A 22565-nucleotide genomic window follows, 5' to 3' on the forward strand; every position below is an offset into this window, starting at 1 on the left:
CGAAGCGCGGTCCCGGCACGGCCGGTTGTCGCGGGACGGGGCGGTAGCGGGCGAGTCGTCACTCCTTCGAGGGGCGCTGGGAGCGCTCTTTCCGTCGACGTCGTCTGACGCGGCGGAAGGGGGCTCAGCGAGGAGGAGTTATGGGGACGGAAGCGGAGTTGTTGGGCCGAGCTGTGGCCGGGGACCAACAGGCCTGGCGGGCGCTGGTGCAGCGGTACTCGCGGCTGGTGTGGCGGGTGGCGCGGGCACACCGGCTGGACGCGGCGGACGCGGCCGATGTCAGTCAGAACACGTGGATCGCGTTGACCGAGCACGCCGCGGCCATCCGCATGCCCGACCGGTTGGCCGGGTGGCTGGCGACGACGGCGCGGCGGGAGTGCCTGCGGGTGCTGGAGCGGCGTGGTCGTGAGGTGCCCGTCGACCGGCCGGGTGAGCTCGACCTGGCGCCGGACGACAGTTGGCCGGAGGTCGCGGTGCTGCGCAGTGACCGCGACGATCTGCTGTGGAGCGCGCTCACCGCGCTGTCGGAGCGCTGCCGCAAGCTGCTGGGCCTGCTCGCCTTCGCCCCGGAGCTGACCTACCCGCGGCTCGCGCGGGCCCTGGGCCTCTCGCCCGCGAGCGTGGGCCGCACGCGGGGTCGGTGCCTGGGCGACCTGCGCCGCAAGCTGGCCCTGCTGGGCATGCCCGAGGGGGCGGTGGGATGACCGACGCCGAACTGCTCGCCGAGCTGGCCGACCTGCTCGACCGCGCGGATCCCGTGCCGGAGCGGGTGTTCGCCGCCGCCGTGGCGGCCGGGGCGCTGCTGGGCATCGACTGGCTGCCGCTGGAGCTCGTGGCGCACGCCGGGGTCGCGGTGCGCGGGGCACGTGCGGTGTGGCGCGGTGACGACGTCTTGGTGGAGCTGGGGCCGCGGATCACCGGCCTGGTCGCGCCGGGTCTGGGCGTGACGCACGCGGAGGTCCACTCGCGGGACGGGGCCGAGGTGCTGCCGGTCGACGGGCTGGGGTGCTTCGACGCGCCGGTCCCGGATGGGCGGGTGCGGGTGGTGCTGCACCGCGAGGCCGCGGCGCCCCTGGTTTCGGACTGGTTGCGCGGGAGTGCGCGGTGACGTGGGCCGCGTTGCACGGCGAGGCCGTCGAGCTGCATGAACACGGGTCCACCCGGCGGGCGCGGTTCACCGCCGAGCGCGCTGTCGCCGCCGCGGGGGCGCCGGAGGAGGAGGCGGAGTCCCGGCTGGCGCTGGCCTGGTTCTGCCATCTGCTGGGCAATCCCGACCGGGCCCGGGCGCTGATCGCCGCGGCCCGGCCCGTGTGGCGGGAGCGCGCCGACGCGCTCACCGGCGTGCTCCTCTGCCACGACGGCGACCACGCGGCCGCGCTCCCCCGGTTGGAGGCGGCGGTCGACGCGCTGGTGGACCGCCCGCGCGAGGCGGCCAACGCGCTGGTCGCGCTCGGGGTTGCCACGACCCACCTGCGTCGGTTCGACACCGCGGGCGCGGCGCTGGCCCGCGCCCAGTCCCTCTACAGTGGACTCGGCGAGACCGGGCGGGCCGCGACGTGCACGCACAACCGAGGGTTCGTCGCAGCCCAAACGGGTGATTTCGCGGGTGCTCTGGCGCTCTACACCGAGGCGGGAATCGACGGGCGGCGCCATCCGGACGCGGTGGTCGACCGGGCGATGGCCCTGCTCGGCGCCGGTCTGCACCGTGAGGCGAATGCCGAGCTGACCAGGGCGAGCGCGCTGTTGGGTGCTACAGGCCGCGCACCCGGCTACGCGGACGCGGTGCTCACGCAGGGCTGGTGCGCGCTGCGCGCGGGTCGTCCGAGCGGCGCCCGGGCCGCGGTTCGGTTGGCGGCCACGTCGTCCCCGGAGGCGCTGGCGTTGGACGCGCACGCGCGCCTCGCGTCGGGAGAAGCGGTTCCGGAGGCGTCCACGCTCGCTGAAGGTTGCCAACCCGTGGTCGCCGCTCGATTGAGAATCGCCGCCGGTCGCCCGGAACTCGTTGCCCGGGAACGGTTCGACGGGGCGCCGGAACTGCGGGCGCTCGGTTGGCTCGCCCAGGCGCGGATAGCGTCGACCCCGCGTGCGGCGCTTACCGCGTGCCGGATTGGGCTGACGCTGGATCCTCGGGCTACCGAGCTTGCCGACACCGGTGTGGCTGTCGCGCTCGCGACCGGTCGCCCGCGTGCGGTGTTCCGATGGGTTGAACGGCAACGGGTGGCCACAACGCCTCCGCGCGCCATCTGGGATCCGGTAGCGCTATCCAAGCTGCGGACGGACTCTTCCAGCGACTGGACAACCCCATGTGGCGTTGTGGCACTGGAACGGCACAACGCGCACCCTGCGCGTCCCGAAGAGTTCTCGGAGGTACTCACGGATAGGGCCGCCCTGAACTTCTTCCTCCACAACGGACGAACCTGGGCGGTCTCGATCGTCGATCACCGATTCCGACTACACGACCTGGGATCGGTGAACGACGACACCGTGTACCGCGCTTTCCTCTTGGCGGCCACAACCGGAGACAGCGCAGTCGCGCGCCGGGCAGCGGCAGGGCTGGACGAGGCCATCTTCGCCAATGTCGGCAAGACAATCGGTGACCGCCCATTGGTGGTACTGCCCAGCCGCAACCTCACTCGGCTGCCATGGGCCGCGCTACCGAGCATGAGGGGTAGATCGGTGACGGTGGCGCCGTCGGCCGTGCATTGGCTTCAGGCGCAATCCGCCACCCGTAGACGCATGAATCAGGTCTGGGTGGCGGGCCCAAGACTCGACCACGCCGAGTCGGAGGTGGTGGCGCTGCACCGACGCCACGGCGGCACCCTGCTCACCGGCCAAGACGCAACCGTGGCCGCCGTTCTCGCCGCCATGGCCGACGCCGACACGCTGCACATCGCGGCGCATTGCGCGCACCGACCGGACGCGCCGCTGTTCTCCGCCATCGAGTTGGCCGACGGCCCGCTGTTCGGCCACGACCTGCTGCGCGTACCGGACCTGGTCGTGCTGTCGGCCTGCGAGTCGGGCCTGGACCTGCCCGCCGCGCTGCTCGACCGGGGTGCCCGCTCAGTCGTGGCGAGCACCCTCCCGGTGCCCGACGCGCGCTGCGCCCGCCTGGTCCGGGACCTGCACGACCACCTCGCCGACGGCCTCGACCCGGGTGCCGCCCTCGCCGCGGCACAACTGGCCAACGGCGACCTCGGCTTCGTCGCCTTCGGCGGCTGAGCGGGCCAACTCGGCGGCGACCCGGGGCGCGGCGAACGACGTGCCGCTCCACCGGGCCGCGCCGTGGACCCGCCGGTCACCCTCGACGCGCACGTGCGAGCTGACGACGTCCACCCCTGGTGCGTACCGGTCGACCCAGGAACCCCCGTTGCTGAAGGGAGCCACCGTGCCATCGGGACACAATGCGCCCACCGCGACGACCCCCGGCAGGGCGGCGGGCCAGAAGGGGCGCGTGGTGCCGAAGTTGCCCGCGGCCGCGACCGCCGTCGGCCAGTGGGCCAGTTCGCGGCTGAGGATCGTTGGGCAACGGTCGTCGACGGTGTGGCACCCGGCGGTCAGCAGGAGGACGTCGATCCGCTCTCCCCTGGCCGCCGCGAGGAAACGTGCACGTCGCAACGTGCTCGCGACCGTGCGGTCATCGGTCAACCCGTGGGACGACAGCACGGGGTGCTGGCGCAGCGTGACGCCCGGGGCGTGTCGCAGGAGGACGCCCGCGACGAACGTGCCGTGGCCCGCCTGGCGGTCGGTCACCCCGTCACCGTCGGCGTCCAGCACCTCGAGACCCCACTGGCCGAACCACGGACGGCCCACGAACCACGGGTGCGGGTCGAGACCGGTGTCGAGCATGAGGACGGTCGCGGGCCGTGACCACACTTCGCGCGGTGGCTCCGGTGGCAGCGGTACGGGTACAGGGCTCCTACCGGTGCCGTGCAGGATCGGCGAGCCCTCCATGACGGTGTGGACGTGGTTGACCGACACCGGGACGCGGTCGGCCATGTCCGCGGCCACTTCGACGCAGTCGACGCCCGCGCGCAACCGCAGCGTGGCGTGCTCGGCGGGGTCTACGGATTCGATCCAGCGGTCGAGCGCGCGCACCGCGGCGGGCAGGTCCGCGCGCGGTACGACCAGTTGGCCGCGACGGACCAGGCACTCGCCGTTGCCACCGTTGTCGTGCAGGAGGAGGTCCGGGTGGCGATCGGCCAGAGGGGACAGTGGACTCGTCCGGCCGAGCGCTTCATCGGTGTGCACAACGGACACCGTGGCGCCGTGCGCGCGCACTCGCTCGGAAGCGGCAACAGAATCACCCGGTCCAGCGGTTTCCACACACGGTGATCATCGTCATGGTGGTGCCTACTCACGCGGCACCGAGCGCCGTCTTTCCGGGTGGAACACACGCGGTTAGGGTGCGCAAGGGTGGCCGGGTCCTGGATAGTGGCCTGGTCACACCGGTCGGTGGCGGCTCGACGAGGTAACCGGGATGGCGGTGAGAACGTGGCACGGACATCGAACGCGTCGCGCCTGCTGCTCCGGTTCGCCGTCACCGCCGGGCTGGTGGTGGTCGCGTGGGTGATCGGGGTGCTGACCGCGGACTCCGCGTCCGCCGACACCGGCATCACCACCCAGCCCATTCCAGTGGTCCAAGACAGCGCCGTAGTCGCACAGGCAGAACTTGTCGGTACTACGACCAACCGGCTCATCAAGGTCACTGCGGTCACGGTTAGCGCTATCCACAACCTGGTACCCACAACGCACTCAGAGCCTGTCTACACGCTCGCCGGGCCATCGCCCGCCGCAGCGACCATGCAGGCGGCTCCGGAGCAGTCAGCGGCCCACGGGACCAACAGCGGGCCCGCGTCGGCGTCAGTGCACAACGCGGTCCCAGTCGTCGAGGTAGTCCTCGAAGTCGTTCCCGTCGTCGAGGTGCCCGAGCCCCAGCCGGTCCCGGCACCCGAGCCCAAGGTCGAGCAGCCGGTCAAGCACGTCCGGCAGGCCGTAGTGGCCAAAGCACCGCGCACGGTCCCCCCGACGCCCCAAAGACCCAACCTGACGGTGCCCGAGCAGGTAGCCCCATCCGTGCCGTCGACCGTCCCCGACGACGGTCCGCAGGCAGGTACGGAAAAGGCACCGAAATCGCCCACCGCACCGTCCGCACCCGTCTGCCCGGCGACCTCTGCGAGCACCGCGTCGCCCACGCACGACAACAGCGGCAACGCGCGCGCCTTCTCCGGCGCGATGACGGGCCGCCACCGGCTCATCCCGCCCCTCGCGCTCGGCGCGGCCGGGGACAGAGCGGTCGAGCCACCCGGTCATGAGGCCGGGCTGCCCACGTCGACACCCGACTGACCGGGTTCCGCGGGACCACTGTGCCCGCACACCGGCCAGTTTGCGCCGGACAACCGCACCCAGGTGCGCTGATACCCCTTTGAGCCATTCCCCCACCCCGATCAGCCGACCGCGCCCGGTCTGATCGGGACCTGGCCCCGGCGCCGCGATGCCCCCGCGGCGCCGGGGCTCCCCCTCGGTCCACCCGGTCGGCACAACGAGGGGCTGTGCCGGCGCGCGGGGTGGCACGCCGAGGCCGACGTGCGCTGGGTGGCGAAAGGTCCAAACCTCTACGCCATCCAGCGCACTGGCTTTCTACCGCCTCGGAACCGGTAAAGCCAGCTAGGCGACCGGGATTAGACCGTCGGAACCGAGCGTTCCAGACGATCCGGTGACCCCGGCGGCCACGCCCGCGACCCTCCGCACGCCCTCCACGAGCAGCGGCGGCGGCAACGTGAACGGCAGCCGCAGCCTGCGCTCCAGCCCGCCGTGCACGCTGAACCGGGCCGCGGGCGCCACCCGGACCCCCACGTTCTGCGCGGCGACCGCGATCCGCGTGCCGATCGGCGCGGGCAGCCCGCACCACAGGCTCAGCCCGCCGCGCGGCACCTCGAACGTCCAGTCCGGGCAGTGCGCGCGCACGGCGTCGACCAGCACGGACCTGGTGTGCGCCATCTCCGCGCGGCGCTGCCGCAGCATCGGCTCGGGGTCGGCGTAGAGCTCGGCGAGCACCAGCTGTTCGAAGACCGGCGAGCCGAGGTCGAAGGCGCGGCGGGAGGCGGCGAGCCTGCCGATGACCTCTTCGGTCGCCCGGACCCACCCCAGCCGCAGCCCGCCCCAGTGGGATTTGCTGGCCGAGCCGACGGTGATGACCTGGTTGGGCGCGAAAGCGGCCATGGGGGGTGGGCCGTCGAGGGGGTCGCCGTCGAGGTCCAGTTCGACCAGGGTTTCGTCTACGACCGCGTGGGTGCGTGCGCGCCGTAGTAGCGCGGCCAAGCGTTCACGGCCGGGGGCGTCGAGACGGCGTCCGGTCGGGTTGTGGAAGTCCACGATGAGGTAGGCCAACCGGGGCGCGGCTTGGCGCAGGACGGCCTCCATGCCGTCCAGGTCCCACCCCTCCTCCGGCATGGTGACCGGCACGGGGGTGACGTGCGCGGCGCGGATGGTCTCGAGAGCGTTTGTGTAGGTGGGCTGCTCTACGAGCACACGGTCGCCGGGGCCGGTCATGGCGCTGAGGACGAGCGCGAGGCCGTGGTGGGCGCCGTTGACGACCAGGATCTGGTCCGGGGTGGTCGGCAGTCCTCGGACGGTGAAGCGCGCGGCCAGGCGTTCGCGGAGAACGTCCAGACCGAAGCCCAGGTAGCCGTGTCCGGCCAGTTCCAGTGCGAAGGCACCCCGGACGGCGTCTACGGCCAATCCGACGCCGGGTAGCGCTGCCGGGGCCGCGGTGGCGAAGTCGATCGGCTGGTTGCGTTCGGGGAAGGGTGTGTGCGGGGGCGCGGCGGGGAGGGTCGTGCGGGAGCCGGAGCCGCGCCTGCTGACGATCAGGCCGTCGTCGCGCAGCAGGTCCCAGGCGGCGGCGACCAGCGTCCGGCTCACGCCGAGGGCGGCGGCCAGTTCGCGTTCGGCGGGCAGCGTGGTGCCCGGTGGGAGCTGGCCGTCGAACATCAGCAGGCGGATGCCCGCGGCGAGGGCGGCGGAGCCCTGTCGGCCGCCTTGATCCCGCCACTGGCCCAGCAGGCTGACCAATCGGCCACCAGAGACTCGTCCAGCCAGGGGAATCATGAGGCCAATCATTGCAGATTGGCTGTCGATTGAAAGCCAATCCCGGGTGACGATAGGGGCATGGCCGGTCCAATGTTGCACCCAGTTCCCGTTCGCCTCAGCCCCGGCAGACGGCTGACCCAGTTGACGGCGGGCCTCGCGCTCTACGGCGTGAGCGTCGGCATGCAGATCGAGGCGGCGCTGGGGCTCGCGCCGTGGGACGTGCTGCACGAGGCGCTGCACAAGATCACCGGGTGGAGCTTCGGCATCGTCACCGCGTTGACGAGCGTCACCGTGCTGCTGTGCTGGATCCCGATCAAGCAGAAGCTCGGTGTGGGCACGGTGGCCAACGTGGTGATCGTCGCCGGGTCGGTAGACCTGACGTTGGCGGTCTTACCGACGCCGGACAACCTCGTAGTGCGTTTGGTGCTCTTGGTAAGCGGTGTGGTGCTCAACGGGCTCGCGACGGCCGCTTACATCGGGGTCCGCCTCGGCCCCGGACCGCGCGACGGGTTGATGACTGGCGTCTCCGGCCGGACCGGGTGGGCGATCCGCTGGGTGCGGACCGCGATCGAGGTCACGGTGCTCGTGGTCGGGTGGCTGCTCGGCGGCACCGTCGGCGTGGGAACCGTGTTGTACGCCTTGGGGATCGGGCCGCTGGCGCAGGCGTTCCTGCCGTTCGTGACCTGGCGGCCACGGGTCGAGGGCGACGTCGGCGCGGGTGGCGGGGCGCGAACCGGACATTAGGGTCGGTGTATGACCACCGCCCTCGCCCTTCCCCGCTGGAGTCTGGCCGTCCCACCGATCGCGTTGGTAGTGCTGCTCATGTCCTACGGCCGCGACCTGGGGACCGTGCTGCTGATACTGGTCTGCCTCGGGCTCGCGGGCGCGGTCACCGCCGCGGTGCACCACGCCGAGGTGGTCGCGCACCGCGTCGGTGAGCCCTTCGGCACGCTGATCCTGGCGATCGCGGTGACCGTGATCGAGGTGGCGCTGATCGTCACGCTGATGGCGTCGGGCGGCGCGAAGGCGTCGTCGCTGGCGCGGGACACGGTGTTCGCCGCGATCATGATCACCACCAACGGGATCGTCGGGCTGGCGCTGCTGCTCGGCTCGCTGCGACACCGGGTGCAGGAGTTCCGCGCGCACGCCTCCGGCGGGGCGCTGGCGGTGATCACCGCGCTGGTGACGCTGAGCCTCGTGCTGCCGACGTTCACCGAGTCGACGCCGGGGCCGACGTTCTCGGGGGCGCAACTGGCGTTCGCGGGCGTGGCGTCGCTGGTGCTGTACGGGGTTTTCGTGTTCGTGCAGACCGTACGGCACCGCGACTACTTCCTGCCGAAGGACGGCACGGGCGACGACGACCACGCCGCCGCGCCCGCCAACCGGACCGCGCTGCTGAGCCTGGGGCTGCTGCTGGCGTGCCTGGTCGCGGTGGTCGGGCTGGCGAAGACCGTGTCGCCCACGCTGGAATCCGCCGTGGAGTCGGTGGGCGCGCCGGTGTCCTTCGTGGGTGTCCTCATCGCGTTGCTGGTCCTCCTCCCGGAGACGGTCGCGGCGGTGCGCGCCGCGTTGCGCAACCGGCTGCAGGTGAGCCTCAACCTGGCGCTCGGGTCGGCCTTGGCCAGCATCGGGCTGACCATCCCCGCCATCGCGGTGGCGTCGATCTGGCTGACCGGCCCGCTGACGCTCGGGTTGGGGGCCAAGGAACTCGTGATGCTGGTGCTGACGGTCGTGACGAGCATGCTGACCCTGGTCACCGGCCGGGCCACGCTGCTGCAGGGCTCGGTGCACCTCACCCTGTTCAGCGCGTTCCTGTTCCTCGCGGTCACCCCATAGGGGCTGTGGACAACTTCGTGCGGGCTTGACACGGGACGAGGAGACTGGGTCAAGACGAAAGGAGATCGCGATGTTCGCGAACACCAAAGCCTTCAGCGGGTTCTCTGTGGACGATGTCCCGGCCGCGAAGAAGTTCTACGGCGACACCCTCGGGCTCCGCGTGTCCGAGGCGAACGGCATGCTCACCTTGCACATCGCGGGCGACCGGGACACGTTGGTGTACCCCAAGCCGAACCACACGCCCGCCGAGTTCACGATCCTGAACTTCCCGGTGCCGGACGTGGAGTCCGCAGTGGACGGTCTGGTGGCGCTCGGGGTCCGGTTCGAGCGGTACCCGGGCACGGACGAGAAGGGGATCATGCGGGCGGTCGGTCCGCCGATAGCGTGGTTCCGCGACCCGGCGGGGAACATCTTGTCGGTGATTGAGGTGTGAGCCGCGCGCTGAGGTGACTGACCGAGACAGGTGCCTGCCACGCACCTTGGCCTTTTGGCCGAGGTGAGGTGCCTGCTTGTGGGCAGCCGCTTGGGCGAGGTAAGTGCGCACGCGGTTGATCGGCCAAGCCAGTCGACCACGCACATCGCCGCATCGGAAATTGTGCCGGCAGCGGGGATCGACACCTTGGGATCGACGACCTCGGGTCGCCGTCGCTTTGGTGTGCCGGTGGCGAGCTGAAACGGTGTCGTTCCCCCGCGTCCCTGAGCGTTCCCGCCTGACCTCGACGAGGGCCGGGCCTGGTTACGAGGCCGCGGCGAGGTAGGTGCGGACGCCGTGGTGGGTGACGCCGAGGGAGGCGAGGGCGTCGGCGGCGACGCCGCCCACGGTCAGGATCGCCAGCAGCAGGTGGTGGTCGCCGATCGACCGGTCGCCCAGGTCCAGGGCTTCGCGGAGACTGGTGGACAGGACACGCTTGGAATCGGAGGAGATCGGTACCCGCCAGCGGGGGCGGGTGGTGCGCGGGCGCTTGGGTTCGTTCCCCAGGGCTCCTGGGCCGTGGGCCTGTTCGACCGCGGTGACGATGGCGTCCACGTCGATGCCGAACTCGCTCAGCGCGGCGGCGTCGGCGTCGTTGAGGCCGCCGCGCCTGCGTACGGCCGCGATGGCGTCGCGGGCCGCGGCGGTGGTGACGGCGTGGTGTGCCAGCGCCGCGGTGGCGGGGGTGCCGTCTTGGCGGAGCATGCCCAGGAGCAGGTGCTCGGGCTCGATGCGTGCCGCGTGGTCCTGCTCGGCGATGTGCACGCCGTCGCGGACGGCGACGCGGGCTTGCTTGGTGAACCGCTCGAACATGTCACTGCCTCCCGTGTTTCTTGTGCACGGCCTGCCTGCTCACACCGAGCTCGGCCGCGATCTCCTGCCATGACCATCCGTTGACGCGCGCGCTGCGCACCTGCACCGACTCCAACTGCTCCAGGAGCTTGCGCAGTGCGGCGACCGCTCGGAGCCCCACCTGGGGGTCCTGGTCGCCCGCGGCGCTGGCCAACTGCGTTGCCTCGACCATGCCGTCAACATAGGTTGACATTGCCCCGGTTGTCAACCGGGGTTGACGCGAGGCAGGATCGACCCCATGCCGGAGATCACCTTCGCCGAGGCGGCGGGCCTCGGCGTGGACGGGAAGCCACGCCCCAGCGAGGACATCGTCGTGGTCCTCCCCGACGCCGTCGTCGTACTCGACGGCGCCACCTCGCTGCGCCCGGACCTGCCGAGCGGGGGTGCGTACGCGGCGGAGTTGGCGGCCCAGTTGGCGGGCAGGCTCAGCGCCGCCCCGGAACTGGACCTGGCCGACCACCTCGCCGCCTCGATCCGCTCGGTGGCCAGGGGCAACGGCTTCACACCGGGCGACAGCCCGGCCAGCACGGTGGCGATCGTCCGCTGGAACGCGGCCGAGGTCGAGGCCCTGGTCTTGGCCGACACCCCCGTCGTCGCCTTCACCCCGGAACCCCAGGTCGTCGCCGACCTCCGCCTCAGCCAACTCCCCAAGGGCAGCTACCGGGACCGCCTCCGCCAAGGCGGCGGCTATTCACCGGAGCACTTAGCCGCACTCCGCGCGTCATCGCGGAAAACCTCGGCCCTGCGCAACAAGGAAGGCGGCTACTGGGTCGCCGAAGCCGTCCCGGCGGCGGCCCGCCAAGCCATCCGCGCCACCTGGCCCCGCGATTCCGTCACCGCCACCCTCATAGCCACCGACGGCGTCGCCTGTGGCATAGACCAATACAACCTGTTCGACTGGCCGGAAGCCCTGCGGCTGTGCCAAACCACCGGCCCCCAATCCGTCCTGGACGCCGTCCGCGCAGCGGAATCCACCGACCCCCACGGCATCCGCTGGCCCCGCCCCAAACCTCACGACGACCAAGCCCTGGTCCTGATCACCTTCTAGCCACCCGTCGCGGTGCCGACTCACTCAATTCGGCCACGCCGACACACCAAAGCGCCGCACCCTGCCCAAGGCCAGGCGCACAAACCCTTGCCCACAAGCCAATCTTCACACCGCCAAGCCCCCGAGCGCCCGCCGGCCCCGCCGCGCGGAGCGCCCTGCCACGACACGACAGCCGTTCCCCACCCACCAGAGACCCGAACACCTGCTGACCTCCACGCCAGCTCACCCAAGTCGGCCACGCCGACTCACTGAGAGCGTGTTTGAGATCTTGGTCGGCGTGGCTGCTTGATCTTGCCCGGGTGGTCGGTCAGGGTGGGTGGGGTGGCGCGTGAGCAGCGGTATCCGTCGGATCTGTCCGATGCCGAGTGGGCGGTGGTGGAGCCGTTGTTACCGGCGCCGTCGGCGCATCCGCGGGGTGGTCGGCGCGAGAAGCATCCTCGTCGGGAGATCGTGGACGCGATCCTCTACGTGGTGCGCACGGGCTGTGCGTGGCGGGCGTTGCCCGTGGATTTCCCGCCGTGGGAGACGGTGTACTGGTACTTCACCAGGTGGGAGCAGCAGAAGCTGACCTTCCGGATGGTCGACGCCCTGCGAGCTCGGGTCCGGGATGACGCGGGACGAGACCCGGAACCGAGCGCGGGACTGATGGACTCCCAGTCGGTCAAGGGCTCCGACACCGTCGGTGTCGACACCCGAGGCTACGACGCGGGCAAGAAGGTCAACGGCCGCAAGCGGTTCATCGTGACCGACACCCTCGGCCTGCTGCTGGTGGCGCTGGTGCTGCCCGCCAGTGCGCAGGACCGCGACGGCGGCAGAAAGCTCGTGCTGGAACTGCGCCACCGCCAGATCATGACCAAGACGACTCGTCGTGTCCGACACCTGTTCGCCGATGCCGGGTTCGCCGGCGCCTTCGTCGACTGGGCCCGCACACTGCGGACCACGATCGAGATCGTACGCAAACCCCCAGGGCAGAAAGGATTCGCGGTCATCCCAAGACGCTGGGCCGTCGAACGCACCTTCGCCTGGCTCACCGCACACCGACGCCTCGCCCGCGACCACGAACGCCACCCCGCCACCTCCGAGGCCATCATCCGCTGGGCCGCTATCACCACCATGACCCGCCGCATCACCCGAGGACACGCCGCAACCCGCCCCGGACCACACCCACTCACCACACGGTAGATCTCAAACACGCTCTGAGGCGCCACGCACTGCCACAACACCCGGCACCGCAGCCCCTACACGCTTCGCCAAGCCCCTGAACGTCCCGCCGCCAACCCACCTCACGCGGCCGCACCAACTCGCCAACACAACGCGCCCTGCCACGGGATCAAGCGCCACACTTCAGCAAGCCGCACTCGCCAAGCCAACATGCCCCGCCACAACGCTTGGCCCGCAACTCTTACCACCCCGCCAAGCCGCGCCCACCAGACCCCGAACGTCTGCCCCCCGCGAACTCATCGCGCACGCCATTCCTGCTCGATCGGGCGCATCTTCTTTGTGTGGAGGTGCGAGTCTGCTCAAGCTTGCCCGCGGGGAAGGCGGCTTGCCCATCCCCACCGCTTTGCCCACCGCAGGCTCGCAGAGGCCCCGCGCAAAGAAAATGCGCCCAATCGAGCTTCGTACGCAATTCGCGTGGGGAGCCGCAGTGAAATCGACCGCCAGCCCAGTCCGCCGAGGCAACCAGAGAGGGCAAGGCGCCAAAAAACGATCTTGGGTGGCCGTCGGCCCCCCGTTTTCCATTCTAGTGGTGGGCACCGACAGTTCTGGGCGAAGGTGATCATGCCTGTGGATAACTCGGGCGGACGAAAAACGGCCCGGGGCGGAACGAGTCCGCCCCGGGCCATGGGGGTCTACGCGGCGCCGGTCAGGGCTTGCCGATGCCGATCCACTCGAATCCGGCGCGGCGGGCGACGGCCGGGTCGAGGAGGTTCCGGGTGTCCACGACGATGGGGTTGCGGACCGACTCGGCCAGGCGGGGCCAGTCGAGGGTGCGGAACTCGGGCCACTCGGTGAGGACGATGACGGCTTCGGCGTCCTTCGCGGCCTGGTACGGGTCGTCGGTGACGGTTACCGGGGCCAGGTCTGGGTGCTGGGAGTCCGGGCGCAGGGCCGGGTCGTAGCCGACCAGGTCCGCCCCCGCCTGCCGCAGCAGGGCCGCCACGGCCAGGGCCGGGGAGTCGCGCAGGTCGTCCGTGCCCGCCTTGAAGGTCAGGCCGAACAGGGCCAGGCGGCGGCGCGACAGGGAACCGTTGCGCTTGCCGGTAACCGCGAGGCGGACCTTCTCCACCATGCGCTGGCGCTGGCGGGTGTTCGTGTCAATCGTGGCCCTGATCAGGCGGAACTCGAAGTCCGCCGCGTCGGCCAGTTGGACCATCGCCGACGTGTCCTTCGGCAGGCAGGAGCCGCCCCAGCCTGGACCGGGCTGGAGGAACGCCTGGCCGATGCGCTTGTCGTAGCCCATGCCCTCGGTGACGTCGCTGATGTTCGCGCCGAGGCGGTCGCACAGCTCGGCCACGGCGTTGACGTACGACAGCTTCATCGCCAGGAAGCAGTTCGCCGCGTACTTGACCAGCTCGGCGCTCGGCGCGTCGGTCAGCACGGTGGGGGCGCCCAGCTTGGCGTACAGGGCCGCGACGCGCTCGGCGGCGTCCTGCTTGCTGCCGCCGACCACGATCCGGTCGGGGTTGAGGAAGTCGTAGACCGCGCTGCCCTCGCGGAGGAACTCCGGGTTCGACACGACGCCCACGTCCGGGCGGTCGAGCAGCTCGGCGGTGCGCTCGGCGGTGCCGACCGGGACCGTCGACTTGTTGACCACGACGCAGTCCGCGGGCAGCAGCTCCCGGACCTCCTCGACGACCGACTCGACGATGCTCAGGTCCGCCACGCCGCCCACGCCCATCGGCGTCGGCACGCACAGGAACATGACCTCCGGGCCGTGCTGCACGGCCGCCGCGGCACCCAGCACGAACGTGAGCCTGCCCGCGGCGATGCCCTCCGCCACCAGCTCGGCCAGGCCCGGCTCCAGGATGTCGACCTCACCGCGCGACAGGCGCGCGACCTTCGCGGCGTCCACGTCCGCGCACACCACGTCGTGGCCGAGCGAGGCCAGGCAGGCCCCCGTGGTCAAGCCCACGTACCCGGTGCCGACAACGGCGATCCGTCGTACGAACATCGTTCCCTCTCCCCTGCGTACGGAATTCAGCTCGCCGTCGGACCGGTTGCCCGCTCCGACTCGTCCTGGAGCGTCAAGGCGCGAGTGGCGGCGAACTCGCGCAGCGCCGCGTCGTCGCGAAGGTCGACCAGCCGGTTGCCCCACTGGTCGACGAGCTTCTCCGCCTGCTGGTCCGCCGACCGGCGGTCGACCGCGGGCCACCCGTCCGGGAACGGACCGGCCGAGGCGAAGCCGAGCAGCTCGTCGTAGACACCCACGTAGGCCTGGGCCTGCGGACGCCAGTCAAGCACCTGCTCGGCCCGGCGGCGACCGGCGGCACCCAGCTCGGCGCGCTTGGCCGGGTCGTCGGACAGCGCGACCACGGCGTCGGCCAGGCCGTCGCTGTCGCCGGGCTCGACGTAGACGGCGCACTCGCCGCCGGAGACCACGGTCTCGGTGAGCCGGTAGGCGACCACGGGCAGCGCGTACGCCATGTACTCCATGGTCTTGTTCATGGTCGACACGTCGTTGAGCGGGCTGCGCGGGTCCGGGGACAGACCCACCGACGCCGCCGACAGGTACCGCGAGATCTGCTCGGGCCCGACCCGGCCGGTGAACTCGACGTAGTCGTCGAGGCCCAGGTCGGTGCACTGCTTCTTCAGGTCGTCGAGGCAGTCGCCGAAGCCGAGCAGCACGAACCGGAAGTCGGTGCGGCCGTGGTGGTGCACGATCCGGTCGGCGGCCAGCAGCACGCCGTCCACGCCGTCCTGCGGGCCCATGATGCCCAGGTACGCGACCAGGTGCTTGCCGCCGCGGCGCAGGTCGGCGTCGGCGTGCGTGGGGCGCATGACGGAGGTGTCCGGGCCGGAGCGCACGACCGTGGTGTGCTCGCGCGGCACGCCACCGCGGCGGACCGCGATGTCCTGGTACGAGGTGTTGGTCGAGATGACGCGGTCGGCGGTGCGGAACGTGCGCCGCTCCAGCCACTTGAGGATGGCCAGCTGCACCTTGCCGCCGAGCTCCTTCGGCTCGCCGAAGCGGGACCTGAACACCTCGGGGTTGAGGTCGTGGTGGTCGAAGATGAACTTCACCCCGTCGAGCAGCTTCCACGGCAGGGCGAGCGCCCAGTAGGTGTCCGGGGGGTTGCACGCCTGCATCACGTGGAACCGGGCGCGCTTGCGGACCTTGAGGGTCAACGCGGCGGTGCGCAGCCAGCAGTAGACGAACTCCCACGCGTACCCGGCCAGGCCCTCGGCCTGCTTGGGCGGGGCGTACTTGTAGAGGTGGACGCCGTCCAGCACCGCGTAGGCGGGATCACCGGGCCCCTTCGGGCAGATGACCGACACCTCGTAACCCGCGGCCCTGAGCGCCTTGCACTCCAGCCAGACCCGCCGGTCGAGCGGGACTGGCAGGTTCTGCACGATGATCAGGACATGCGGGGCCCTCTGACGGCTCACGGGGACCTCTTCCTGGCCGAAGACAACTGTTGACGTAGTCGCTCGAACGGGCACTTCGGTTACCGGCAGTAGGAGTGAGCCGGTAAGCGTGCGCGAGTACCCACCAAAGATTCGGTCGAGTTCGCCAGCTTGTTACACACCGTGGTCATTTGCCGATACTCAGGCCGGTACCGGTTAATGCAGCGCCGCGGTAGGCGGTCTACCTGCGGAGGTGTTCGGTGTACGTCGCGTCGACCAGGCGTTCCAAGGCCGAGCGGAAGGCGTCCAGGGCGGGCGATCCGGCCCTGCGCAGCCGCGTTTCGACGACGGTCGTGCTCCTGGGCACGGTGAGTCTGCTCACAGACATCTCCTCGGAGATGGTGACCGCGTTCATGCCGGTCTACGTGCTGTTCTCCCTGCAGATGACCTACGTCCAACTCGGCCTGCTGGACGGCATCTACACCGGCGCGACCGCGCTGCTGCGCCTGGTGGGCGGCTACGTCGCCGACCGGATCCGCAGGCACAAAGGCGTCGCGGTCGCCGGGTACGGCCTGTCCACCGTGACCAAGCTCGCCTTCATCCCGGTCGGCGCCTCCGCGCTGGGCCTGGGCGGGGTGCAGACGCTGGACCGGGCGGGCAAGGGCCTGCGCACCGGCCCGCGCGACGCGCTGATCTCGCTGGTCACCCCGACGGCGGACCTGGGTCGGGCGTTCGGTGTGCACCGGACCATGGACACCATCGGCGCCCTGCTCGGCCCGCTCGTCACCTTCGCGGTGCTGACCTGGCTGACCTTCCGCCCCGGCCCGATCTTCATGATCAGCTTCGTGTTCGGCCTGCTGGGCGTGATCGTGCTGGTGTGCTTCGTGCGCCAGCCCCGGCTGGAGCGGGTGCCGGGCAAGGTCGTCACGGTCAAGGCGATCTTCGGGCTGCTGCGCAACCGCGGCATGCGCCGGACCACGATCGCCGCCGCGCTGCTGGGCCTGGCCACCATCTCCGACGCGTTCGTCTTCGTCGTGCTGCAGAAGACCGCCGACGTGCCGCCGAACTGGCTGGCGCTGATGCCGGTCGGCACCGCGCTGACCTTCCTGCTGTTCGCCACCCCGTTCGGCAGGCTCGCCGACCGGGTCGGCCGGTGGACGGTGTTCTTCGCCGGGCACGTGGTGCTGCTCGTGGTGTACCTGCTGCTGCTCGGCCCGTTCGGCGGCGTCCCGCTGGTCATCGTGACCGTGGCGCTGCACGGCCTGTTCTACGCGGCCACCGACGGCGTGCTGATGGCGCACGGCGCGACGCTGGTCCCCGATCACCTGCGCGCGGGCGGCCTCTCCATCGTGCAGACCGGTCAGGCGCTGGCCCGGTTCGCCTCGTCCGTCGTGTTCGGACTGCTGTTGCAGAACCTCGAGTTCGGCGCGGCGGTCACCATCGTCATCTGCGCGCTCGCGGCCGCGTTGGCCGGTGTCTACCTGCTCATCCGCCCGGAGGTTTCGCGGTGATCGACTGGCTTGCCCGCAACCGGATCGTCGTCGGCGTGGTCGCCATCGTCCTGGTGCTCGCCGCCGGGGTGTTCTACGTGGTGGCCGAACTGCGCGACCAGGCGGACGCCGCGACCAGACCGGGGCAGCCCGTGGCGACCGGGCTCACCTTCATCGACAACGCGGGCGGGCAGAACCTGGTGTCCACCATGGACGCTTCGGGGAACCGCAAGCCCGGGTCGCTCAAGTGCCTGCGCGTCTACACCGCGGGTGGGACGACGGTGTGCCTGCGGCTGAGCCTGCCGGGTGCGTACGAGGCCGCGGTGTTCGACTCGACCGGCAAGCAGGTGCGCACGATCCAGTTGCCGGGCACGCCGTCGCGGGCCCGCGTGTCGGCCTCGGGCAAGATCGTGTCGTGGACGGTGTTCGTCACCGGTGACTCCTACCTGGCACCGGGCGGTTTCTCGACCCGCACCGGCGTGCTGGACCTGCGCACCGACACGTTCATCGAGTCCCTGGAATCGTTCTCGATGACCATCGAGGGCGTTCCGGACAAGCGCCAGAACGAGAACTACTGGGGCGTCACGGTCGCCGACGACGACAACACCTTCTACGCGACCCTCGGCTCCGGCGACAAGACCTGGCTGGTGAAGGGCGACCTGAAGGCCCGGTCCATGGTGACCGTGCGGCAGTCCGCGGAGTGCCCGTCGCTGTCACCGGACCAGACGCGCGTGGCGTACAAGAAGCGCGGCGGGAAGCTGGGCAGCTGGCAGCTGTTCGTGCTGGACCTGGCTTCCGGCAAGGAAACCCTGCTGCCCGACTCCGACGGCGTCGACGACCAGGCGGCCTGGCTGGACAACTCGACGCTGGCCTACGCGAAGGTGCGGGACGGGCAGGCGACGATCTTCGAGTCGCGGTCGGACGGCAGCGGCGACCCCCGGGAGCTGGTCGTCGGCGCTTCCTCACCGGGCCCCGCCGCGACCGTCCCTTCCGGAACGTAGGCGGCGGCCGCTCACCGGGTCGCCGGTGAGCGGCCGCCGCTACCTCACCTCAGGTGCCGGGCGAAGAACCGCACCGCCGAGTCCCCCTCGAACGAGGGGACGCCGGTGTGCCCGCCCATGTTGGCGTGCAACGTCTTCTCCTCGGACCCGAACGCGTCGAACAGGTCCAGGGCCAGTTGCCGGTCGTTCCCCGCGTCGTCCCACTGCAGCAGGACCAGGAGCGGGGTGGTGACCCGCCGGGCCTCCTCGAACATCGCGCGGGGCACGTAGCTCCCGGCGAACAGGAGGGCGGCCGCGACGCGCGGCTCGACCGCCGCCAGCCGCAGACCGATGGCGATCACCCCGCCCGAGTAGCCGACCGGGCCGCGGACCTCGGGGAGCGCGAGGGTGGCGTCCATCGCCGCCTGCCACTCCGGGACCGCCGCGTCGACCAGCGGGCGGACGAGCCGCTCGACGATGTCGTCGCTGACGGGTTCGCCCGCCTGCAACGCACCGCGCAGGTCGGCGCGGGCCTGCTCGGCATCGGCGGACCGGGGCCGGTCGCCCGCCCAGGGCAGTTCGATGGTGACGGAGGCGAACCCCGCCGCCGCGGCGTGCCTGGCCCGGCCGACCAGCCGGGGGTACATCTTGTCCAGTCCGCCGGGGTGGCCGACCAGGATCAGCGGCGCGGGCGCGGAGGTGTCGGCGGGTGTCCACAGGATGCCGGGGACGTCGCCGAGGGTGAACCGGCGTTCGAGGACGCCGTCGTCGAAGCGCTGTTCGGAAGTGAAACGCATGGTCGTGCCCTTCGGGAGTGCTCGCGGCGCTCCCGGACGACCTATCGCCCGGCCGTGACCCCTGAGGGGAGCACCCATGTCGATGTGTTCACGGGTACCACCTCCTCGGTCTCCTGCACGGCTCACGACAAGGTAGCAGTGCTCAGCATCGGCCCACCAACGGGTTTTCGCCGGACGCGCGAACGGCCGCCGTCACCGGGGGAAATGACGGCGGCCGTTCGGGTGGGGGGTTACAGGGTTGCCCTGTGCGCCCTACTGCCTACTTCGGTTGGTTCAGCTGCTTGTTGGCGGAGCTCACGTTGTTGTTCCACGAGGTGAAGGTCGCCCCGTCGTCCACGGTGAACTCGCCGAAACCGCCCGCGGTGGTGCCGAACTTGTTGTCCGTCATGATCGCTCCCCTGGCGGAGGCGCCGATGCGGACGATGTAGCCGCCACCCGCGAGGTAGTTGCCGACGATCTGCAGGCCGCTGGTCGGCGAGCCGTCGCTGGTCATGATGAAGACCGCGGCGTTCTGGTGCGTGCCGTCGTAGGCCTTGCCGTCGGCGCTGATGTCGATCCGGTTGTACCGGATGACCGTGTTCGGGCCGCCGTAGGACTGGATGCCGTCGTTGTGGGTGTTGTTCGGGTACGTACCCGCACGGAGCATGTCGTGGATGTAGTTCTGCTCGATCGTGCTGTTGCCGGGTCCGTTCTGGATCCCGTCCGGGGTACCCGAGATGTCACACCGGATGACGGTCACCGTGGCGTCGCCGTGGATGGCGCCGTTGCCCCATTCCTTGCCGGGCCACTGGTCGTCCTTGTAGGTGATCGTGGTGTCGCGAACGTCGATGTGCCCGCTGTTGCCGAGCAGCGGCGCCCAGCTGTTGTGGTTGCCCTCGATCACCGAGTTGCGGATCGTGAGCGTGCCCTTGCCGTTGTACTCGATGCCGCCCTTGACGTAGACGCCGTCGAGGGTGACGTTGCCGCCGCCGAAGCGGAGGGCACCCGAGTTCCACGTGGTGCCGGGGGGCGCGGAGCCGGGGCCGTCGACGACCTTCAGCGCGGCCCGGTCGCCGCGGAAGCCGACCTGGCCGGGCTGTGGGGCGGAACCGTTCGCGGGGGGACCGCCGGGCGCCGGTGGCTGCTGCGCCGTGGGCTTGGTGGCGGTGGGCTTGATGGTCGACGAGGCCGACTGCTGCGTGCTCGACGCCGATGTGGGCGGAGCTGAGGTGGGGGTCTCGGTCGAGGGTGGCGCCTCGGTCGGCGCGGGCGGGACGGTGGTGGTCGTGGTCACGATGGGAGGGTTCGGCGCAGGTTTGCCCGCTACGGGCTTGCAGCCCGCCACGAGCACCAGGGCTCCGACGGCCACTCCGGTCGCGAGCACGGTGTGCACCCGTCTGGACCGGCGGCTCTGGCCTAACTCCGCAGACGTTTGAGGTCGAGCGGACATGAGATCCTTCCGGTTGGCAGTAAGTCGCCCCCGTTGCAGGACAAGGGTTTTCGGCCGCGGCACATCGGGGTTGCCCGCGAACCGGGGGCAGCCTATGCACAACCGCCGCCAGATCACAATGGAGTCACGACGCGACGGAGTTTCCGATTACCAAGAGTGGGATCCGTCACCCGTTGGAGCGAAGCGACTCTGCGTAACGATTCCGCCCGCAGCGCGATCCCTGTCGCGAGCACTTCTCTACGGCAGCCGGGAGCAGGGATGCGCACGAGCGCACGACCGACACCCGCCCCCGGACGGCCTGCCGCCGTCGCGGGCGCGGCGGGCAGACCGCGGGTCTGGCTGACGGCGACGCTGGTAGCCGCCGTCATCGCGATCATCAGACTGGCGATGGTGGTGTTCTCGGACTACCCCAGGGCCGTCGGTTTGTTCGATGACGACGCCTTCTACTACTTCGGCGTAGCCGGACACATCGCCGCGGGCGACGGGTCCACCTTCAACGGTTTGGACCCGACCAACGGATATCACCCTCTGTGGCTACTGCTACTCGTTCCGGTCTTTTCGATCACGAACGGTAAAGCCGCGCTGGTTGCTGTGACGCTCGTCTCATCGGTCCTGGCGATCGCGTCCGGACGGCAGATTGACCGGATCGGCACGATCACCGGCCGTCCGGTCCTGGTAACGCTGTGTGCCGCACCGCTCCTGGTCGTCGGCGCCGCAGGCCCCTCGTTCTGGTACTCGGGTATGGAGACGGGCGTCCTGCTGTTCGGGTTGCTCTGGCTCGCCGCGATTTATCTGCGGACCGACGGCTTCACCGCACCGGGCTTCGGCACCACCCAGGCCCGCGCGGTCGGCGCGCTCATCGCCATCGCCGTGCTCGCCCGGCTCGACACCGTCTTCCCGGTCGCCGTCCTGGCGGTGGTCGCCATCGCGACCTGGGTGCGCGCGGGCAAGCCGTGGCTGCGGCTGACGCTGTCCATGGCGACGTTCCCCGTTCTCGCGCTGGCCGCCTACCTCGTGGTGAACCAACTCCTCTTCAACACCCCGCTGCCGGTCTCCGGTCAGGCCAAGGCGCTCGGCGGCGGCGGGTTCAACACCGACACGATCGGACAGTTCCTCACCTCGCCGGTCCTGTTCGGCCAGTCGACCTGGCTGGGCACCGTCGCGCTGGTCGTCGTCGTGGGCGCGCTGCTGGCCAGGGCGACCGGTGGTCTGGGCCACGCGGCCCGGTTCGGTGGAGTGGTCCTGGCGGGTGGCGTACTCACCGTCGGTTACTACGCGTTTACCTCTTCTTGGCAGCTGTGGCCCTGGTACTTCTCCTCCGCGCCCCTGGCCATCGCCCTCGCCGGGCCCGCCCTGCTGAGCCGCTGGGCCGACCGGGTGCCCGCCCGTGCGGTGCTCGCGGGCGCGGGCGTGGTCGTCCTGGTGGCCGCGGTCGCGTTCAACGGGGTGCGGTCGACGACCAAGACCGTGGCCCGTTCGGCCTTCATCGAGGCCGGTCCGGCGGTGGCCGCGCAGATCGACGCGCTGGTGCCGGGCGAGGAGCCGATCGCGATGGGTGACCGGGCGGGCAGCCTGGGCTACCACCTGCGCAGACCCGTCGTGCACCTGGAGGGCCTGGTGAACTCGGCCGAGTACCTCGACGCGCTCAAGAACGGCACGGTGCACGAGTTTCTCGCCCGCCGAGGCGTCGCCCTCTACGCCCGCGGCGACAACGACCCCGGCAAACCGGACCCGGCGAACCCGGGTTGTGAACGTTTTGTGGAACCGCAGCAGGGCGGCGGCACAAAGGTCAACATTGTGGTGTGCGAGAAGGACCTGCTGCTCTCAACCCCGGTGTCGGACGGGACGTCATACCGGGTGTGGCGATACCGGACCAACCTCAATCGATAGAGACCCCGCTACTCCGGACGGCCCAGCGTGCCAGCGCGTAGGATCACATGGAGTAACGACATTCGTTCGAAACCGATGAATCCACAAGTAGGCGGCCGGACCTGTTGCTCGGC

Annotated in this window: 20 protein-coding genes and 1 pseudogene; 12 read left to right on the forward strand and 9 right to left on the reverse strand. The window is 70.7% G+C overall.

Features of this window, described 5'->3' with window-relative positions:
* The first annotated feature begins 140 nt into the window (after window positions 1-140).
* The 3 genes and pseudogenes from V5P93_RS35235 to V5P93_RS35245 form a co-directional block, all read left to right on the forward strand.
* Window positions 141-704: an RNA polymerase sigma factor gene (locus V5P93_RS35235; RefSeq protein ID WP_104481908.1), complete on the forward strand. Its 564-nt coding sequence runs from the start codon at window positions 141-143 to the stop codon at window positions 702-704.
* A complete protein-coding gene (locus V5P93_RS35240) occupies window positions 701-1108 on the forward strand; it encodes a hypothetical protein (protein ID WP_104481907.1) in 408 nt (135 codons plus the stop codon). The genes V5P93_RS35235 and V5P93_RS35240 overlap by 4 nt, the downstream gene beginning before the upstream one ends.
* Window positions 1109-1677: 569 nt before the next feature.
* Window positions 1678-3123: pseudogene (locus tag V5P93_RS35245) on the forward strand (CHAT domain-containing protein); the annotation flags it as partial.
* Here V5P93_RS35245 and V5P93_RS35250 read toward each other — a convergent pair.
* On the reverse strand, window positions 3061-4248 hold the full coding sequence (locus V5P93_RS35250; RefSeq protein ID WP_245931605.1) for a S8/S53 family peptidase: 1188 nt from the start codon (window positions 4246-4248) through the stop codon (window positions 3061-3063). The pseudogene V5P93_RS35245 and the gene V5P93_RS35250 sit on opposite strands and share 63 nt — an antisense overlap.
* 243 nt (window positions 4249-4491) lie before the next feature.
* Between V5P93_RS35250 and V5P93_RS35255 the strand changes: the two genes are divergently transcribed.
* A complete protein-coding gene (locus tag V5P93_RS35255) occupies window positions 4492-5343 on the forward strand; it encodes a hypothetical protein (RefSeq protein WP_146108270.1) in 852 nt (283 codons plus the stop codon).
* A 321-nt stretch (window positions 5344-5664) separates the two neighbouring features.
* Here V5P93_RS35255 and V5P93_RS35260 read toward each other — a convergent pair whose 3' ends face one another.
* On the reverse strand, window positions 5665-7107 hold the full coding sequence (locus V5P93_RS35260) for a PLP-dependent aminotransferase family protein (protein ID WP_104481905.1): 1443 nt from the start codon (window positions 7105-7107) through the stop codon (window positions 5665-5667).
* Between the two features lie 60 nt (window positions 7108-7167).
* Here V5P93_RS35260 and V5P93_RS35265 point away from each other — a divergent pair, with 60 nt between their 5' ends.
* The 3 genes from V5P93_RS35265 to V5P93_RS35275 all read left to right on the forward strand — a co-directional run bounded on the left by V5P93_RS35265 (window position 7168) and on the right by V5P93_RS35275 (window position 9358).
* On the forward strand, window positions 7168-7833 hold the full coding sequence (locus V5P93_RS35265; protein WP_104481904.1) for a YitT family protein: 666 nt from the start codon (window positions 7168-7170) through the stop codon (window positions 7831-7833).
* A gap of 9 nt (window positions 7834-7842) precedes the next feature.
* Window positions 7843-8925: a calcium:proton antiporter gene (locus tag V5P93_RS35270; RefSeq protein ID WP_104481903.1), complete on the forward strand. Its 1083-nt coding sequence runs from the start codon at window positions 7843-7845 to the stop codon at window positions 8923-8925.
* 70 nt (window positions 8926-8995) lie between these two features.
* On the forward strand, window positions 8996-9358 hold the full coding sequence (locus tag V5P93_RS35275) for a VOC family protein (protein WP_104481902.1): 363 nt from the start codon (window positions 8996-8998) through the stop codon (window positions 9356-9358).
* A 303-nt stretch (window positions 9359-9661) separates the two neighbouring features.
* Here the strand turns inward: V5P93_RS35275 and V5P93_RS35280 are convergent, their stop codons facing one another.
* Window positions 9662-10210: a Clp protease N-terminal domain-containing protein gene (locus V5P93_RS35280; protein ID WP_104481901.1), complete on the reverse strand. Its 549-nt coding sequence runs from the start codon at window positions 10208-10210 to the stop codon at window positions 9662-9664.
* 1 nt (window position 10211) lies between these two features.
* A complete protein-coding gene (locus V5P93_RS35285; protein ID WP_104481950.1) occupies window positions 10212-10421 on the reverse strand; it encodes an HTH domain-containing protein in 210 nt (69 codons plus the stop codon).
* Between the two features lie 66 nt (window positions 10422-10487).
* Between V5P93_RS35285 and V5P93_RS35290 the strand changes: the two genes are divergently transcribed.
* Together V5P93_RS35290 and V5P93_RS35295 are read left to right on the forward strand one after the other, a co-directional pair.
* Window positions 10488-11297 carry a hypothetical protein gene (locus V5P93_RS35290; protein ID WP_104481900.1) on the forward strand — a complete coding sequence of 270 codons (810 nt, stop codon included), beginning with the start codon at window positions 10488-10490 and terminating at the stop codon, window positions 11295-11297.
* 321 nt (window positions 11298-11618) lie between these two features.
* Window positions 11619-12479, forward strand: a complete 861-nt coding sequence (locus V5P93_RS35295; RefSeq protein WP_245931603.1) for an IS5 family transposase — start codon at window positions 11619-11621, stop codon at window positions 12477-12479.
* 685 nt (window positions 12480-13164) lie between these two features.
* Here the strand turns inward: V5P93_RS35295 and V5P93_RS35300 are convergent.
* From V5P93_RS35300 to V5P93_RS35310, 3 genes are all read right to left on the reverse strand, one after another.
* The gene (locus V5P93_RS35300) at window positions 13165-14472 is read right to left on the reverse strand and encodes a UDP-glucose/GDP-mannose dehydrogenase family protein (RefSeq protein WP_104481898.1); all 1308 of its coding nucleotides are present in this window, start codon (window positions 14470-14472) and stop codon (window positions 13165-13167) included.
* Between the two features lie 26 nt (window positions 14473-14498).
* Entirely contained in the window at window positions 14499-15908 is a 1410-nt protein-coding gene (locus tag V5P93_RS35305; protein WP_104481897.1) for a glycosyltransferase family 4 protein, read from the reverse strand.
* 199 nt (window positions 15909-16107) lie between these two features.
* Window positions 16108-16248: a hypothetical protein gene (locus tag V5P93_RS35310; protein WP_181043773.1), complete on the reverse strand. Its 141-nt coding sequence runs from the start codon at window positions 16246-16248 to the stop codon at window positions 16108-16110.
* Here V5P93_RS35310 and V5P93_RS35315 point away from each other — a divergent pair.
* Window positions 16235-17377 (forward strand): MFS transporter, encoded by a 1143-nt coding sequence (locus V5P93_RS35315; protein ID WP_245931602.1) that lies wholly within the window; start codon window positions 16235-16237, stop codon window positions 17375-17377. The genes V5P93_RS35310 and V5P93_RS35315 overlap by 14 nt on opposite strands.
* Complete coding sequence (locus tag V5P93_RS35320; protein WP_104481896.1) at window positions 17374-18357, forward strand: hypothetical protein; 984 nt, start codon at window positions 17374-17376, stop codon at window positions 18355-18357. The genes V5P93_RS35315 and V5P93_RS35320 overlap by 4 nt, the downstream gene beginning before the upstream one ends.
* 44 nt (window positions 18358-18401) lie before the next feature.
* Here V5P93_RS35320 and V5P93_RS35325 read toward each other — a convergent pair whose 3' ends face one another.
* On the reverse strand, window positions 18402-19133 hold the full coding sequence (locus V5P93_RS35325) for an alpha/beta hydrolase (RefSeq protein WP_104481895.1): 732 nt from the start codon (window positions 19131-19133) through the stop codon (window positions 18402-18404).
* Window positions 19134-19392: 259 nt separating this feature from the next.
* Entirely contained in the window at window positions 19393-20406 is a 1014-nt protein-coding gene (locus V5P93_RS35330; RefSeq protein WP_146108269.1) for a right-handed parallel beta-helix repeat-containing protein, read from the reverse strand.
* Window positions 20407-20820: 414 nt separating this feature from the next.
* Between V5P93_RS35330 and V5P93_RS35335 the strand changes: the two genes are divergently transcribed.
* Window positions 20821-22452, forward strand: a complete 1632-nt coding sequence (locus V5P93_RS35335; protein ID WP_104481893.1) for a hypothetical protein — start codon at window positions 20821-20823, stop codon at window positions 22450-22452.
* Window positions 22453-22565: the final 113 nt, after the last annotated feature.

Origin of the sequence: Actinokineospora auranticolor (assembly GCF_041897805.1) — a bacterium.
GTDB lineage: Bacteria > Actinomycetota > Actinomycetes > Mycobacteriales > Pseudonocardiaceae > Actinokineospora > Actinokineospora auranticolor.

What these genes read in the sequence shown, in the direction of transcription:
- V5P93_RS35235 (WP_104481908.1), top strand. Translation starts at nt 141, where the DNA reads ATGGGGACGGAAGCGGAGTTGTTGGGCCGAGCTGTGGCCGGGGACCAA.
- V5P93_RS35240 (WP_104481907.1), top strand. Translation starts at nt 701, where the DNA reads ATGACCGACGCCGAACTGCTCGCCGAGCTGGCCGACCTGCTCGACCGC.
- V5P93_RS35260 (WP_104481905.1), bottom strand. Translation starts at nt 7,107, where the DNA reads ATGATTCCCCTGGCTGGACGAGTCTCTGGTGGCCGATTGGTCAGCCTG.
- V5P93_RS35265 (WP_104481904.1), top strand. Translation starts at nt 7,168, where the DNA reads ATGGCCGGTCCAATGTTGCACCCAGTTCCCGTTCGCCTCAGCCCCGGC.
- V5P93_RS35270 (WP_104481903.1), top strand. Translation starts at nt 7,843, where the DNA reads ATGACCACCGCCCTCGCCCTTCCCCGCTGGAGTCTGGCCGTCCCACCG.
- V5P93_RS35275 (WP_104481902.1), top strand. Translation starts at nt 8,996, where the DNA reads ATGTTCGCGAACACCAAAGCCTTCAGCGGGTTCTCTGTGGACGATGTC.
- V5P93_RS35280 (WP_104481901.1), bottom strand. Translation starts at nt 10,210, where the DNA reads ATGTTCGAGCGGTTCACCAAGCAAGCCCGCGTCGCCGTCCGCGACGGC.
- V5P93_RS35285 (WP_104481950.1), bottom strand. Translation starts at nt 10,421, where the DNA reads ATGGTCGAGGCAACGCAGTTGGCCAGCGCCGCGGGCGACCAGGACCCC.
- V5P93_RS35290 (WP_104481900.1), top strand. Translation starts at nt 10,488, where the DNA reads ATGCCGGAGATCACCTTCGCCGAGGCGGCGGGCCTCGGCGTGGACGGG.
- V5P93_RS35300 (WP_104481898.1), bottom strand. Translation starts at nt 14,472, where the DNA reads ATGTTCGTACGACGGATCGCCGTTGTCGGCACCGGGTACGTGGGCTTG.
- V5P93_RS35325 (WP_104481895.1), bottom strand. Translation starts at nt 19,133, where the DNA reads ATGCGTTTCACTTCCGAACAGCGCTTCGACGACGGCGTCCTCGAACGC.
- V5P93_RS35335 (WP_104481893.1), top strand. Translation starts at nt 20,821, where the DNA reads ATGCGCACGAGCGCACGACCGACACCCGCCCCCGGACGGCCTGCCGCC.